Here is a 14,186-nt window from a genome sequence, read left to right as displayed (position 1 = left end):
GTGCGCGCGGGAGCCTGACGCCCCGCGCCCGGGGCGCCGCGCCGGTGCTGCCCAGCACCGTCAGAGACCGCCGGGGGCATGCCGATCAAGCGCGGCGGGCGGCCCGGAGTTCGGGCCGCCCGCCGGAGCGCTCGGAAGGTGACTCAGCCGCCGTTGGTCACCGGATGCGCCGGCGCGGCCAGCGGCTTCATCGCGACGGTACCGGTCAGGTTGTCCACTCCGGACAGCCAGGCGCGGCCCATGGCCTGCCGGGCCCGCAGCGCCGGGTGGGTGGCGCCGAAGTTCTCGGTGTCGCCCAGGCCGTAGGCGAACATCGAGTACGTCAGGATCGGGTGGCCGTCGGCGTCGAAGATGATGCCGGCCTCGTTGCGCCCGTCGTCGAGCCAGCCCGCCTTGGTGGCGACCCGGGCCCGCTCGTCGGAGGACATGTTCAGCCGGATGCCGTCGGTGAACGCGATCTGCGAGCGGATCAGCGAGAACAGGAAGTCGGTCGAGGTCGCCGACAGCAGCGTGCCCTTCACCAGGCCCTGCAGCAGGTCATGCATCTCGCGGGCGGTGGTGAGCCCGAGGTACATCCGGTTCGGGTTGCCCTCCACCGGCTGGACCTGGGTGTTCGGGAAGCCCTTGGCCTGCAGGATCTCGTTGATCTCCAACCCGTCGCAGACCAGGCCGCACAGCCGCACAGCGATGTCGTCGGAGACGGTGAGCATCGCCGCCATCACGTGGCCCAGCGTGATCGAGCTGGGGTACGCCTGGTCGAGGCAGAAGATGCCGTCGCTGATCGGCTGGATGATCTCGTCGGTCACGTCCACCCGCTGGTCGAGCGTGAGCTCGCCACGATCGATCTTGTCCAGTACGGCGGTGGCCACCGCGATCTTGTTGACGCTGTACGCCTCGACGACCTCGTCCGGCCGGTCCTGCACCGCCGTCAGCAGCGTGCCGTCGGTGTTGGCGACGCTGATCACCGCGTCCCAGGTGCCGCCCGCCTGCTTGGCGAGCGGCCGGTACACGGCGGCGGCGTAGCTGCTCAGTTGCGCGGGCGTCAGGGCGGCCGGTACCGGCGGCGGGCCGGGCTGCGCGGCCGGCGTCGCGGCGTTGGCGGCCCTGCCGGTGGCCAGCACCGCGCCGGCCGCGACGGTGGTACCCAGGCCGAGCGCCGCCCTGCGATTGAGTCGTCGAGCTGTCATCCGTTCAGTCACTCCCAGTGAAAGTCGACCGGACGCGACGGAAGTCGCGGTGATTCGCCGCCATTGGTACTGAAGTGGGCGGCACACGCGATTCCCCCGCTTACGAGCGAACTGAACGATTTCATGAATGTTCATCGGCGGCCAGCGGTTGCCGGGTGAGACATACTTCACCCGCACTGCGCACCGCGGCTAATCCGGCGTACCCGTGCAGAAAGGCGCGCACCCCGGAGTCGGCGAGCCGGTGAATCTCGGCCTCGGGCAGCGGCAGGGCGCCATGGTAGGTCCGGGCGGTCACCTCGGCGGCCGTCAGGACGGCGAAGTGGACGGCGGCGCGCTCGGGGTCGTCGAGACGCAGCAGCCCCCGCTCGCCGAGGCGGCCCAGTAGCCGCGCGAGTTCGGCGCGCACGCGTCGCGGGCCGCTCTCCTGCCAGGCGTCCAGCGCGGCCTGGGGAACGTGTCCGGCCTCCGCGTTGATCTGGCGGACGAGCGCGAAGTGCGCCCGGAACTCGGGCATCGGCGTGGCCCACACCCGCCCGAACTCGATGAGGTCGGCCTCGACGTCGACGACCTTGGTCAGGTACCGCTGCAGCAGCGTGATCTGGGCCTGTGCCACGCGCCGCGCGCTGTCCTGGATGACCTCTCCGAACAGCGTGGCCTTGTCGTGGAACTGGTTGTAGATGGTGCGCGTGGACACCGCCGCCTCCCGAGCGATGGCGTCGACGCTGGCCCGCGTGTACCCGTCCCGGGCGAAGACGGCCAGGGCGCCGTCCAGGATCGCCCGGCGCTTGTCGGGCCGGCCGCCCTCGCCCGGCCGGTCCGCCCGCCCTACTGGCTCTTCCATGATCATCACCAACTACAACGCTCGTTGCACTTTCTACACCGACCGTTGTAGCTTAGCCGCGTGCTCGCCTCTCGAGGCCCGTCGAGGGGCGAGCGCGGGCGCATCGTCACTCAGCACGCAGGGAGTTCCCGATGATTCGGATAGCCATCGTGGTGGGAAGCACGCGGCCGGGGCGGCGGGGTGAGGCCGTCGCCCGGTGGGTCCAGCGGGTCGCCGCCGAGCACGCCGCCGGTCTGGACGCGGCGTTCACCGTGGTCGACATCGCCGAGTTCGACCTGCCGCTGCTCGACGAGCCGGTGCCCGCGATGTTCGGCCAATACCGCAACCCGCACACGAAGAAGTGGTCGGGAGAGATCGGCCGCTACGACGGGTTCGTCTTCGTCACCCCGGAGTACAACCACTCGGCCCCGGCGGCCCTGAAGAACGCGATCGACTACCTGTTCGCGGAGTGGAACGACAAGGCGGCCGGGTTCGTCAGCTACGGCGTGGGTGGCGGCGCCCGGGCCGTGGAGAGCCTGCGCCTGGCGCTAGCCGAGGTGAAGGTGGCCGGCGTGCGTACGCAGGTCGAGCTGTCGCTGTCCAACGACTTCGTCGCCCAGGAGGCCCAGCCGGACGCCTGTGCGCCCGGGGAGCGTCAGGGGCAGTTGCTGGCGAGGCTGCTGGGGGAGGTCTCTGCCTGGTCCCGCGCCCTGCGGGCGGTGCGCGTACCGGATCCGGCCGCCACCGACCGGGACGCCGCCCTGGCCGCCAGGTGAGCGGCCGGGTGGCGGTGCGCCGGCGGTGAGCCGAGGCGCACCGCCACCCGGGTGTGGCGGGTTACAGGTTCGCGAGCCAGCGATGCCCCGGGTGCGCGCGGGCGAGGAGTTCGGCCAGCGTCGTGCGCCCCGCCAGGGTCAGGTGCGGGACGACCGCGTCGAAGTCCGCCTGATCCTTGGGGCGGGCGTGCCGGGCCTTGAACAGCAGGACCAGTTCGGGCGCCAGGTACGGGATCCCGTCGGCGGTGTGATGAATGATCTCGCGATAGGGAAGCCGGATCGTCGGGTCGTGCCGGCAGATCCAGGTCTCGCCGTCGTGGGGTTCGCGGAACACATCGAGCAGGTAGTCGCCGGTGGCCGGATCGCGTAGCCAGGTCTGGTGCGTGGCGGCCAGCACCTCCGGGGTGGCGTTCTCCCAGATCTGGCCGCTGCCCACCGCGTCGAAGACGTAGCCGGGGAATCGGTCGCGGACCTCGGGGAAGCGCGCGGCGGGGATCGCGATCTCGATGTCCCCGTGCTCGCGCGTCTGCCCGCCCCGGAACAGGTCCAGCGCCCAGCCCGCGGCCACGCACCAGGGCGCGGCGACCCCGGCCAGGCGCTGTGCGACCTCCATCGGGGTCCAGCAGGAGGACCACCGGGCGGGGAGGGCATCGAGCTCGGCGGGTGACAGTTCGATGCCGCCGGTCGGCAGTTCTTCGCTCACCTGCCCGGGCGTCACGCCCTGAACCGGCGATCCATCGATCGCTCAAACGTCTCGAACGAGGCTCGCACCGCGCCGGCCGGGCGTTCGCACACCCACGCGGTCCAGGTCACCAGCAGGCCGGCGGCGAGGCCGCCGAGCGTCACGATCGCGTCCTCGTCCCCGCCGTGGACCGGGGGGTTGCCGGCGAGCGCCGTGAAGATCCCGCCGACGGACAGCAGCACGCACAGCAGCACCGCGATGATCGCCGATGCCGGATAGGCCAGCGCCGACATGACCGTTTGCACGGTGTGGCGCCGCGTCGCGGTCAGGGCCACCACCGCGGCCGTGAGCAGCACGCCGAGGAGGATCGGGATCGGTCGGGCCCCGGGAGGCTCAACCCGCGACCAGGCGATCAACGCACCGCACCCGGCGGTGAGTCCCGCGACGATCAGCACGGTACGGGGCGAGGCGGTGCGCACCGCGACGACGCCCACGATCGCCGCGAGGAGCAGCACGGCGGCCACCGCCGCGGCCATGGGGTCCAGCGCCGCCTCGGAGTCGGTGGGCGATTGGATCTCGGCCGCCAGCGGAACCAGGGCGGCGGCGATCACCGCCCCCGGTCGGGCCGCGCCGCGACCGGTGCGGGCGGTGACCGCGAAGGCCGTGACGGCGACCGCGGTCGCGACCATCACCGGCCCGGTCGCCCGTACGTCGAAACGGTCCAGGATCACGTCGGCGGCGATCCAGAACGGCGCCAGGGTCCAGGCCCAGCGGGACACCGGGAGCAGCGCGGCGATCGCCGCGAAGATCGCCAACCAGCGCAGGTCCCGGGCCCAGTACGCGTTGTTGCCGACGGTCAGGTGGTGCCAGGGTTTCGCGGGCTCGGTCAACGGTTGCACCATGGTGAGGTCGATGACCCACAGGGCACCGGCGAGATAGGCGACGACCAGAGCGAACGGCCTCTTCACGAGGTCATGCTATAACCGCGCGGCGTCACCGGTCTGCCATAACCGGACCACGGCCGGACTCCGCCGCGGGACGGTTTTTTTACGCCTTGACACATGTCGATTAATCAATCAGTCTCTCTGGAAAGAACCGCTTCACCTCGACATCTGTCGCTGCCCACGGCCGGCGCGGCCCTGGCGGGCGCGTCATCGGCGCGCCCCGCGTGGGTGACGCGCGGCTCGGGCACCCCACCGTCGGAGACGCGCATGAGCATGAGCTTCCGTCCCCGCCGCACACCGCGGCGACTCAGACCAGCGCTGGCCATCGTGGCGGCCGCGGCCCTCGTCCTGGGCACCGTGGTCGCCACGGCCATTCCGCGCGCCAACGCGGCCACCACCCTGCTGTCCCAGGGCAAGGCGGCCACCGCCTCGTCCACCGAGAACGCCGGCACCCCGGCCTCGGCGGCGGTGGACGGCAACGCCGGCACCCGGTGGTCGTCGGCGTCCGGCGATCCGCAGTGGCTGCGGGTCGACCTGGGCGCCACCGCCACCATCACCCAGGTCACCCTGCAGTGGGAGACCGCCTACGCGACCGCGTTCCAGTTGCAGACCTCGGCCGACGGGGCGAACTGGACGACGGTGTACAGCACCACCACCGGTACGGGTGGCACGCAGACCCTGAACGTCACGGGCACCGGCCGGTACGTGCGGTTGTACGGCACCGCGCGGGCCACCGGGTACGGGTACTCGTTGTGGGAGTTCCAGGTGTACGGCTCGATCGGCGCCACGGCGGGCTGCGGCACCACCAACGCGGCACAGGGCCGGCCGGCCACCGCGTCGTCGAGCGAGGGCGCCGGCACCCCGGCGTCTGCGGCGGTCGACGGCAACGCCGGCACCCGGTGGTCGTCGGCGTTCAGCGACCCGCAATGGCTGCAGGTCGACCTCGGCTCCTCGGTGACCGTGTGCTCGGTGACCCTGCAGTGGGAATCGGCCTACGCGACCGCGTTCCAGTTGCAGACCTCGGCCGACGGGGCGAACTGGACGACGGTGTACAGCACCACCACCGGTACGGGTGGCACGCAGACCCTGAACGTCACGGGCACCGGCCGGTACGTGCGGTTGTACGCCACCGCACGGGCCACCGGGTACGGGTACTCGCTGTGGGAGCTGGCGGTGTTCACCACCGGCGGGGGCACCGGTGCCCCGCCCACCAGCGCCCCGCCGACCGGCGGCGGTGGCACCGGCCCGGTCACCGGGCCGGTCGTCTCACGGTTCCAGCCGGTGAAGGCGTCCTCGTACGTGGGCGGCAACGCGCCCGCGGCCGCGCTGGATGGCCGGACCACCACCCGGTGGGAGAGCGCCGCCAGCGATCCACAATGGATCTACGTCGACCTGGGCGGCCCGGCCGCCATCACCGGCGTGGTGCTCAACTGGGAGGCCGCGTACGCCACCGGTTACCACCTCGACGTGTCCAGCGACGCGGTCACCTGGACCACCATCTACTCCACCACCACCGGCAAGGGCGGCGTGGAGAACCTCGGCGTCACAGGCGCCGGCCGGTACCTGCGGCTGTACGGCACCGCGCGGGCCACCGGCTACGGGTACTCGCTGTGGGAGTTCGAGGTACACGGCACCGTGGACACCTCGACCGCCACCGCCCCCATGCTCTCCGGCCCGACCCGGGCACCGGCGGTCACCGGGCAGTTCGCCGTCTCCGCCCCGGCCGACCACGCCATGGTCACGAACACCCGGCGGCCCACCCTGTCCTGGGCGGCCGTCGCGGGTGCCGCCCGCTACCAGGTCTGGATCAACATCAGCCGCACGGACTACGACTTCACCCAGTCCGGCAGCCTACTGGACCTGTACACCAAGGTGGCCGAGCCGACCGGCACCAGCTACACGCCGACCTGGGATCTGTCCGACCGTTGGACCTACAAATGGTTCATCGTGGCGGTGACCGGGTCCGGCGCGACCACCACCTCGAACATCCGCACCTTCAGCGTGTACCTGCCGGCGGTCAGCACGGTCGCCGACGGGGTGCCGGTCTCGGGCGGGATGCGCGACGCCAACAAGGACGGCACCATCGAGCCCTACGAGGACTGGCACCAGCCGATCGCCACCCGGGTCAACGACTTGCTGGGCCGGATGACGACGCAGGAGAAGGCGTACCAGATGTTCTACAATGCGCAGGTCTACCCGCAGTCCGGGTGGCTGTTCGGGCCGGCGCAGCCGCAGGACCTCAACACCTTCATGCTCGCCGCCTCCGGAAGCCGGCTGGGCATCCCGTTCGTCGCGTCGGGCGACACGATCCACGGCTACCAGACCACGTACCCGACGCAGAGCGCGCTGGCCGCCGGCAAGGACTACGCGCTGGACTACCAGCTGGCCGACACGCAGCGGCGCGAGGAGACCGAGGTCGGCGCGCGCGGCGTGCTCGGCCCGCTGGCGGAGGTGGGCACCAAGGTGCTCTACCCGCGCATCCAGGAGGGCAACGGCGAGAACGCCGACGTGGCCGCCGCACAGGTCCGGGCGCTGGTGGCCGGGCTGCAGGGCGGGCCGGAGCTCAACCCGCACTCGGTGCTGGCGACCGTCAAGCACTGGCCGGGGGAGGGGGCCGGCGGCGAGGCCGGGATCACCTACGACGCGGTCACCATCAAGTACCACATGATCCCGTTCAGGGCCGCCATCGACGCCGGGGCCGTGAACATCATGCCCGGCTACGCCGGCAGCTCGTACCTGGATCCGGGCGGCCCGGGCGCCGGCGACAGCGCGCCGATCCTGGCGTACCTGCGCCAGAACCTCGGCTACACCGGGCTCATCACGACCGACTGGCTGCCGTCGGGCCAGCCGTGGATCGACGCGGCCAACGCCGGTTCGGACGTGATGGGCGGGGCCGACCCGGGCGCGACCGGCTTCTCCCTGGCCACCTTCACCGGCAGCGTGCCGGCCAGCCGGATCGACGACGCGGTGCGGCGCATCCTCACCCTGAAGTTCGAGCTGGGCCTGTTCGAGAACCCGTACGGCGACCCGGCCAACGGGCCGTTCCGGGAGCACCAGCCGGCCTACGCGGCGCTGGCCAACCAGGCCGAGCGGGAGTCCATCACGCTGCTGAAGAACGACGGCGTGCTGCCGCTGAAGCTCAAGTCGGGCGACAACATCGTGGTGGCCGGCCCGCGCGCCACCGACGGCAACGCCTGCTGCATCTGGACCAGCTACTTCCACTCGGAGTACGGCTCGTTGGACATCCTCGACGCGATCAAGGCCCGGGCGGCCACGGCCGGCGTCAACGTGTACCAGGACACCGGGCCGGCGCCCAAGCTGGCGGTGGTGGCCGTCGGCGAGGGCTCGTACACCCACGCGACCCAGTGGCCGGACACCCAGCCGTACCTGCCACCCGACCAACTGTCCATCATCCAGAACTTCAAGAACCAGGGGATTCCGGTGGTGGTGCTGCTGATCATGCCGCGCCCGTACGTGATCTCCGACTGGAACAACCTGGCCGACGCGATAGTGGTCACCTACCGCGGCGGCGAGGAGATGGGGCCGGCCGCGGCCAGCCTGCTGTTCGGCGACTACACGCCGCGCGGCAAGCTGCCTTGGCAGCTGCCGCGCAGCATGGACCAGATCCTCAAGCCCGGTGGGGGAGACAACCTCGCCGACGTGGTGGAGAACTGGGACCTGCCCTACGACCTGGGCGCCACCGACGCCCAGCGTGCTGACATCCGGGCGCACATCAACGCCGGGCAGCCAGTGCCCACCACGTACGGCGATCCGCTCTACCCGTACGGCGCGGGCCTGCAGGGCTGGTCGTAGTCACCCCCAACCGCACCGCCGGTGCTCCCTGTCCGGTACGCCGGGCGGGGAGCACCCGTCTTGGGCGAGAGCGGCGCTCTCGAACCGGGTCAGGTGCAGCCCTCGCCGGGCTATCTTCTCGGTCAGGATCGAACGCCTGAGCAGCAGCGTGGACAGCGCGTACGCCGCCGTGGCGGTGATCAGCAGCGGCACGATGGTGGCCCACGCGTGGGCGAAACACTTGTCTACAGCAAGTGTGAGTCATCTCGCGGCGGGGCGGGCCGCCGGGCTCGCGCCGGAGCGGGCATGGTGCCATGTGGCATGACCGTGTACCGGAGGACGACCGGCATCGCGCTGCTCGCGCTGGCCGCCGCCGCGACCGCCTCGTGTGCCGGGCAGGTGGGGCCCGATCCGACCCGGCCCGGCCCGACATCGTCCGGTGCCGCCGCCGGTGCGGTCGGGCCGACGGCCACCGCCACGGACTGCCCGGGCTCGGGCCTCGCCGTGACGGCGGGCGTGCCCGACGCCGCGATGGGGCTGCGGGCGCTGGCCATCGACCTGACCAACTGCGGCTCGCGGCCGTACACGGTGAATGGCTACCCCACCGTCCGGGTCCTGGACGACGGTCGCAAGCCGCTCGACGTCCGGACCAGCCACGGGGCCTCGGCCATCACCACCGACAACGGCATCACCGCCAGCCCGGCCCCGGTGACGCTGGCGCCGGGCCAGCGGGCGACCGCGACACTGGTCTGGCGCAACCTGGTCACCGACGCCACGGTCGTCGCCACGCGGGGCACGTACCTGGAGATCGTTCCGGCCCCCGGCGAGCCCGCGCAGACCGTGGCGCCGCACGATGGCATCGACCTCGGCAACACCGGGATGCTGGGCGTCGGCGCGTGGGCGGCGGCGCGACCGACGGCCACGGCGAGCGCTCAGCCGGCGAGCGCCGAGCCCGCGATCGAGTAGCCGATCAGCCGTTCGGCGTCGGCCCAGGTCGGTGCGTGCTGCCCGTAGCCGGGCACCGGCAGGTGCTGCGGACCGAAGAAGTACTGGTGCTCCACGGCGCCCCGGATCGCGGCGTGTACCTCGGGCCGGTCGTCGACGAAGTGGGTCAGCCCGAACCGCTCGCAGTACGGCCGCTTCTCGGCCCGTTCCCGGCAGAAGCACACCCGGTCGGGGGACACCCCGGTGCGGCGGTAGAAGTCGTGCGCGTCCAGCCACCGCAGCGTCCGTGCCTGGATCCTCGGACCGCACTTGGAGACCAGCCAGACCCGCCCGTCGAAGCGCTCCGTGAGGCGGGCGAGGGCCGCCACCGCGTCGGGTACCTCGGGGGTGGCCAGCATGGTGGCCTCGTCGCCGTGGAAGAAGGCGGTATCCGCACCCGTGGAATGGGCCGGGCCGGCGATGATGACCCGGCCGATGTCGACGCCGAGCCGGGGTTCGCGTGGCGAGGTGTTCGCGTTCATGACCCCAGCGTGGCCGGGCCGATCCTCAGCCGGAACTATTATTCGCCGAGCCTTCTATAGTCTGAGCCTATGGCAGGACGTGAGCTGCTGGAGTCCGACGCGCTGCGCGCGTTCGCGGCCTTCGCCGAACACCGCAACTTCACCACCGCCGCCGCGGCGCTGCGCATCAGCCAACCCTCGCTGCACGTCAAGATTCGCAAGCTCGCGGCCGGGCTCGGGGTGCCGCTGTACGAGCGGGACGGGCGTCGACTGGTGCTGACCGCGACCGGCCAGCGGCTCGCCGCACTCGCGGCCGACAACGCCCGGCGGCTGGACGAGTTCCTGCGCGACCTGCGTGAGGCCCCGTCGACCCTGACCGTGGCGGCCGGTCGGGGCGCGCTGCGCTGGGTCATCCCCGACGCCGTGCGCCGGGTCAGCGCGCCGGGCCGCCGGGTCGCGGTGCTGGTCGCCGACCGGGACGCGGCGGTGGCGGCCCTGTCCGCCGGCCGGGCCGACGTCGCCGTCGTCGGCTACGATCCGCCGCCGCGACAGCTCGAGTCCGTCCAGATCGCCGAGTACCCCCAGGTGCTCATGGTCGACTCGGCCCATCCGCTGGCCCGGCGTGACCGGCTGCGCCTGGCCGACCTCGGCGGCCTGGGCCTGGTGGTGCCGCCGCCCGACCGGCCGCACCGCAGGGCGCTGGAGCGCGCCCTGCTCGACGCCGGGGTGTCCTGGAGCCCGGTGGCCGAGGCGGACGGCTGGGACCTGCTGGTCCAGCTCGCCGCCCTGGGTGTCGGGGCCACCATCGTCAACGGCTGCGTGCCGCCGCCCGACGGGCTGGTCGCCGTGCCGGTGGTCGACCTTCCGGCGGTCCGCTACTGGGCGGCGTGGCGCGCCGCGCGCCACGCCGAGCGGCCGGACCTCGTCGAGTACCTGGTGCGCGGGTGACCCCGCCGTCGGTCGCCGACAGCCGCTTCCTGGCCTACGTGCTGCGCCACGATCCGGGCGCCATCGGCGTGACCCTCGACGGGGCCGGGTGGATCGACGTGGACGTCCTGCTCGCCGCGCTGGCGCGTCGCGGTCGGCCGCTGACCCGCGCCGGGCTCGACATGCTGGTCGCCGGCAGCGACAAGCGGCGCTTCGAGCTGCGCGGTGGCCGGATCCGGGCGGCCCAGGGGCACTCCATCCCGGTCGAGCTGGGGCTGGCCGCGCAGGCGCCGCCGCCCGTGCTGTTCCACGGCACGGTGGCGCGCGTCCTGCCGGGCATCTTCGCCGAGGGACTGCGCCCCGGCCGTCGTACCCACGTCCACCTGTCCGGGGACGCGCGCACCGCCGCCGCCGTCGGCGCCCGCCGCGGCGACCCGGTCGTGCTGCGGGTGGACGCCGCCGGCGCGCACCGCGACGGCCACGCCTTCTACCTCGCAGCCAACGGCGTGTGGCTCACCGACCGGGTCCCCGCGCACCGGATCGGCCGCGACCACGGACCGTGAGCCCGGCCTCGCCCCGGCGCGCTGACACCGCCGCTTGACACGTCGTCCAGGCTGGGGTTGCAGAGGCATGTACCGATGGTTAACGTTCAGCGCTACCGGAGGTGATCGAAGCGCTACGACTCCATCAGTTGACAGTTGCCGCGCCCCGGGGTCTGGTCGAGGTGTCCACGCAGGTGGCGCCCGCCCAACTCGGCGCGATCGTGGCCCCCGCCGGAACCAGCCGGGCGGTGGCCCGGGTGGTGGCCGGGCTGGCCGCGCCCAGGTCCGGGCGGATCTGGGTCGGCGAGCGGGACGTCACCGACCTTCCGCCGCCGCGCCGGCAGATCGGCTACGTGCCGGCCGGCGCGGCCCTGCTGCCGCACCTGACCGTGCTGCGCAACATCGAGTACGGGCTGCGCCGCCGGGAACTGGTGCACGACGTCTCGCGCGACTGGGTGGAGACCGTGATCGAGCGGCTGGAGCTGCGCGGCACCCTGGACCTGCGGCCGCACCAGGTGTCACAGGCGCAGCGGGTGCGCGTGGCGCTGGCCCGGGCGGCGGCCTGCCTGCCCGAGGTGATGGTGTTGGACCTGCCCGACGCCACCGGCGCGGAGCGGCTCGACGACCTGGTGCCGCTGGTCTCGCCGCCGGGCGCGCCCGGGGTGTCGGTGCTGGTCTGCTCCGCGCACCCGGCGGTGCTGGCCGAGATCCCGGCGCAGGTACGGGTCGAGGCGGTGGCGTGATGGCGCGGCCGCCCGGCGGGGGCGCCACGGTGAGCCGGCGCGGCGTGCTGCGCGCCGCCGGGATCGGCGGGCTGTCCATGCTGGCCGGCGCGGCCTGCGCCTCGTCGGGCCAGGCGACCCAGGTCGCGGTGGTGTGGAGCAGCGTCGAACTGGACGAGTTCCGCGCGGTGCTGCGCGGGTATCCGCACCCGGTCGAGGTGGTCAGCGCGGGCGACGACATCGACGCCTTCCTGCGTGCCCGGCACCGCGCCGGCACCAGCCCGGACGTCGCCATCCTGTCCCGGCCGGGGCTGGTCACCGACTACGCCCAGCGCGACTGGCTGACCCCACTGCCGGAGAAACTGGCCGGCCACTACGCCGAGGGCTGGAGCGACCTGCTGCGGCACAAGGGCGTGCTCTACGGCGCCTGGGTGAAGGCGGCGTTCAAGTCGCTGTTCTGGTACCTACCCACCGTCGTGGACGCTCCGCCGTCCACCTGGGACGAGCTGAAGGACCTGGTCGGTCGGATGGGTCGGGCCGGCGGCTCCACCCCGGCGCCGCTGGCCGTCGGCGCGGCGGACGGCTGGGTGCTCACCGACTGGCTGGAGAACGTGCTGGCCTGCCTCGCGCCGCCCAACTTCTACGATGCCCTGTCTTCGGGCCGGCCGCGCTGGGGCGAGCCTCCGGTCAGGGACAGCCTGAACCTGCTCGCCGAGCTGTGGAGCCTGCCCGGCGCCTTCATCGGCGGTCCGGGCCGGGCCCTGTTGACGCAGTTCGACGAGTCAGTGATCGAGGTGACCAGCCGGCGGGCCGGCATGGTGTTCGAGGCGGACTTCGTGCAGGCGTACGCGGCGCCCTTCCGCGAGCCCGGGACACCGGAGCCACAGACCTTCCGGTTCCCGAGCGTGAACGGGGTTCAACCGCTGGTGGTGGGCGGGGACGCGGCGGTGGTGCTGCACGGTTCGCCGCGTGGGCAGGATCTGGTCCAGTACCTGGTCGACGCGCAGTCGTTCGAGCCGTGGATCAAGGCTGGCGGGTACCTGTCGCCGAACCTCGGGGTCAGCCCCGACCGGTATCCGGACACGCTGCGGCGGCGCCTGGCCCAGGAGATGCGCGACGCGAAAGTGCTGCGCTTCGACCTGTCCGACCGGCTGGTCGGCTCGTTCACCGGCGCGGACGGGGTGGGGATCTGGCGCATCCTGCAGGACTTCTTCCGTGCGGTGACCGCCCGGAACGCGGACCGTGCCGGCGTGATCGACGCGACGACCAGGGCGCTGAACCAGGCGGCCCGGCAGGCGGGCGGTCTGCCGTGACCGGAAGACCGTCGACCACCGGTGCGCCGCCCGGGGCCGCGCCGGCGCCGGGCGAGCCGCTGCTCGGCGAGTTGGTGCTGCTCGACGACGTCGGGCCGGCCCGGCGGGGCCGCGCGTACCCGGCCGCCGGGCCGGCCTCGGTCCTGCTGCTGCCGGCCGCGCTGCTGCTGTGCGGGCTGGTGCTGTGGCCGGTGGCGCGCACCCTGCAGGCCAGCGTGATCGATGCGGACAACGGCGCGTTCGTCGGGCTGGCCAACTTCGCGCTGCCCTGGCCGGTGATCGGACGCACCGTGCTGTGGGCCCTGGTGGTTCCGGCGGTGGTGACCGTCCTCGGGTACCTGCTGGCCAGCGCCTCCCGGCGCACGTACGAGGGCCGGCTCGTGCGGCTGATCCTGCTGCCCCCGATCGCGGTACCGCTGGTGGTCGCCGGGGTGGTGTTCCGGCTGATGTACGACCCCGACCCGGGCCGGGGCACGGCCACCGCGCTGGCGGGCTGGGTGCTCGGCCGGGCGCCCAGCTTCCTCGGGCCCACCCTGATCACGGTGTCGCTGATGTCGGCCTTCGTGTGGGCCTGGGTCGGGCTGGCCGTGGTGGTGTTCCGGGCTGCCCTGGACGCGATCCCGGCCAGCCTGGCCGACACCGTGCGCGCCTACGGCGGTACCCGGCTCGACGTCTTCCGGGACGCCCGCTGGCAGCCGCTGGTACGCCGTACCGTCGCGGTGGTCTTCGCCCTGGTCGCGCTGGCCACCTCGCGCACCTTCGACCTGATCCTGATTATGGTGCCCGGCTCGGTACGGGATGCCTCGTCGGTCTTCGCGGTGCAGGTGTGGGAGACCTCCGGCGGCACGACCAGCGGCCCGGGCGCCGCGCTGGGCGTGCTGTGGCTGGCCATCGTGGCCGTGGGCATGGTGCTCGCCTCGCTCGGCGTGCGCCAGGCCTGGCCGCCGCCCCCCGCGACCCCGCTCACCGCGACGCCTCCGCGGGCCGCGACCGGGCGGTCGCCCGAGGCCAGGCGGTGGGGCGCCGCGAGGCGCGC

General features: G+C 73.0%; 14 protein-coding genes. 8 read left to right on the top strand and 6 right to left on the bottom strand.

Annotation, left to right across the window (positions count from 1 at the left end; genetic code table 11):
- Positions 1 to 143: 143 nt before the first annotated feature.
- Positions 144 to 1,187 (bottom strand): serine hydrolase, encoded by a 1,044-nt coding sequence (locus ABEA87_RS41865; protein ID WP_345639360.1) that lies wholly within the window; start codon positions 1,185 to 1,187, stop codon positions 144 to 146.
- A 121-nt stretch (positions 1,188 to 1,308) separates the two neighbouring features.
- Positions 1,309 to 2,028, bottom strand: a complete 720-nt coding sequence (locus ABEA87_RS41860) for a TetR/AcrR family transcriptional regulator (RefSeq protein ID WP_345639359.1) — start codon at positions 2,026 to 2,028, stop codon at positions 1,309 to 1,311.
- Positions 2,029 to 2,159: 131 nt separating this feature from the next.
- Between ABEA87_RS41860 and ABEA87_RS41855 the strand changes: the two genes are divergently transcribed.
- Complete coding sequence (locus ABEA87_RS41855) at positions 2,160 to 2,783, top strand: NADPH-dependent FMN reductase (RefSeq protein WP_345639358.1); 624 nt, start codon at positions 2,160 to 2,162, stop codon at positions 2,781 to 2,783.
- A 61-nt stretch (positions 2,784 to 2,844) separates the two neighbouring features.
- Here the strand turns inward: ABEA87_RS41855 and ABEA87_RS41850 are convergent, their stop codons facing one another.
- Positions 2,845 to 3,486 (bottom strand): nucleotidyltransferase domain-containing protein, encoded by a 642-nt coding sequence (locus ABEA87_RS41850; protein WP_345639357.1) that lies wholly within the window; start codon positions 3,484 to 3,486, stop codon positions 2,845 to 2,847.
- 11 nt (positions 3,487 to 3,497) lie between these two features.
- Complete coding sequence (locus tag ABEA87_RS41845; RefSeq protein ID WP_345639356.1) at positions 3,498 to 4,433, bottom strand: hypothetical protein; 936 nt, start codon at positions 4,431 to 4,433, stop codon at positions 3,498 to 3,500.
- Between the two features lie 249 nt (positions 4,434 to 4,682).
- Between ABEA87_RS41845 and ABEA87_RS41840 the strand changes: the two genes are divergently transcribed.
- Positions 4,683 to 8,222: a discoidin domain-containing protein gene (locus ABEA87_RS41840; protein ID WP_345639361.1), complete on the top strand. Its 3,540-nt coding sequence runs from the start codon at positions 4,683 to 4,685 to the stop codon at positions 8,220 to 8,222.
- Here the strand turns inward: ABEA87_RS41840 and ABEA87_RS41835 are convergent, their stop codons facing one another.
- Positions 8,223 to 8,414, bottom strand: coding sequence for a hypothetical protein (locus ABEA87_RS41835; protein ID WP_345639354.1), 192 nt, complete (start codon positions 8,412 to 8,414; stop codon positions 8,223 to 8,225).
- Positions 8,415 to 8,522: 108 nt separating this feature from the next.
- On the opposite strand from ABEA87_RS41835, the gene ABEA87_RS41830 reads away from it, so the two are divergent.
- The gene (locus ABEA87_RS41830; RefSeq protein WP_345639353.1) at positions 8,523 to 9,167 is read left to right on the top strand and encodes a DUF4232 domain-containing protein; all 645 of its coding nucleotides are present in this window, start codon (positions 8,523 to 8,525) and stop codon (positions 9,165 to 9,167) included.
- On the opposite strand, the gene ABEA87_RS41825 is transcribed toward ABEA87_RS41830, so the two are convergent.
- Positions 9,134 to 9,667, bottom strand: a complete 534-nt coding sequence (locus tag ABEA87_RS41825) for a hypothetical protein (RefSeq protein ID WP_345639351.1) — start codon at positions 9,665 to 9,667, stop codon at positions 9,134 to 9,136. The two genes, ABEA87_RS41830 and ABEA87_RS41825, sit on opposite strands and share 34 nt — an antisense overlap.
- 69 nt (positions 9,668 to 9,736) lie before the next feature.
- Between ABEA87_RS41825 and ABEA87_RS41820 the strand changes: the two genes are divergently transcribed.
- The 5 genes from ABEA87_RS41820 to ABEA87_RS41800 form a co-directional block, all read left to right on the top strand.
- Complete coding sequence (locus ABEA87_RS41820; protein WP_345639350.1) at positions 9,737 to 10,594, top strand: LysR family transcriptional regulator; 858 nt, start codon at positions 9,737 to 9,739, stop codon at positions 10,592 to 10,594.
- The gene (locus ABEA87_RS41815) at positions 10,591 to 11,136 is read left to right on the top strand and encodes an RNA 2'-phosphotransferase (RefSeq protein ID WP_345639349.1); all 546 of its coding nucleotides are present in this window, start codon (positions 10,591 to 10,593) and stop codon (positions 11,134 to 11,136) included. The genes ABEA87_RS41820 and ABEA87_RS41815 overlap by 4 nt, the downstream gene beginning before the upstream one ends.
- 128 nt (positions 11,137 to 11,264) lie before the next feature.
- The gene (locus ABEA87_RS41810) at positions 11,265 to 11,858 is read left to right on the top strand and encodes an ATP-binding cassette domain-containing protein (protein ID WP_345639348.1); all 594 of its coding nucleotides are present in this window, start codon (positions 11,265 to 11,267) and stop codon (positions 11,856 to 11,858) included.
- On the top strand, positions 11,858 to 13,150 hold the full coding sequence (locus ABEA87_RS41805; protein WP_345639347.1) for an ABC transporter substrate-binding protein: 1,293 nt from the start codon (positions 11,858 to 11,860) through the stop codon (positions 13,148 to 13,150). The genes ABEA87_RS41810 and ABEA87_RS41805 overlap by 1 nt, the downstream gene beginning before the upstream one ends.
- On the top strand, positions 13,147 to 14,186 hold a 1,040-nt coding region (locus ABEA87_RS41800; protein ID WP_345639345.1), incomplete at its 3' end, for a carbohydrate ABC transporter permease. The genes ABEA87_RS41805 and ABEA87_RS41800, both read left to right, overlap by 4 nt.

It is taken from the genome of Rugosimonospora acidiphila (assembly GCF_039543385.1).
Lineage (GTDB): Bacteria > Actinomycetota > Actinomycetes > Mycobacteriales > Micromonosporaceae > Rugosimonospora > Rugosimonospora acidiphila.
This window is presented reverse-complemented; position numbering and strand designations above follow the sequence as displayed.

Coding starts and splice junctions, on each gene's coding strand:
- ABEA87_RS41865 (WP_345639360.1), bottom strand. CDS start 1,187: ATGACAGCTCGACGACTCAATCGCAGGGCGGCGCTCGGCCTGGGTACC.
- ABEA87_RS41820 (WP_345639350.1), top strand. CDS start 9,737: ATGGCAGGACGTGAGCTGCTGGAGTCCGACGCGCTGCGCGCGTTCGCG.
- ABEA87_RS41860 (WP_345639359.1), bottom strand. CDS start 2,028: ATGGAAGAGCCAGTAGGGCGGGCGGACCGGCCGGGCGAGGGCGGCCGG.
- ABEA87_RS41830 (WP_345639353.1), top strand. CDS start 8,523: ATGACCGTGTACCGGAGGACGACCGGCATCGCGCTGCTCGCGCTGGCC.
- ABEA87_RS41805 (WP_345639347.1), top strand. CDS start 11,858: ATGGCGCGGCCGCCCGGCGGGGGCGCCACGGTGAGCCGGCGCGGCGTG.
- ABEA87_RS41825 (WP_345639351.1), bottom strand. CDS start 9,667: ATGAACGCGAACACCTCGCCACGCGAACCCCGGCTCGGCGTCGACATC.
- ABEA87_RS41855 (WP_345639358.1), top strand. CDS start 2,160: ATGATTCGGATAGCCATCGTGGTGGGAAGCACGCGGCCGGGGCGGCGG.
- ABEA87_RS41840 (WP_345639361.1), top strand. CDS start 4,683: ATGAGCTTCCGTCCCCGCCGCACACCGCGGCGACTCAGACCAGCGCTG.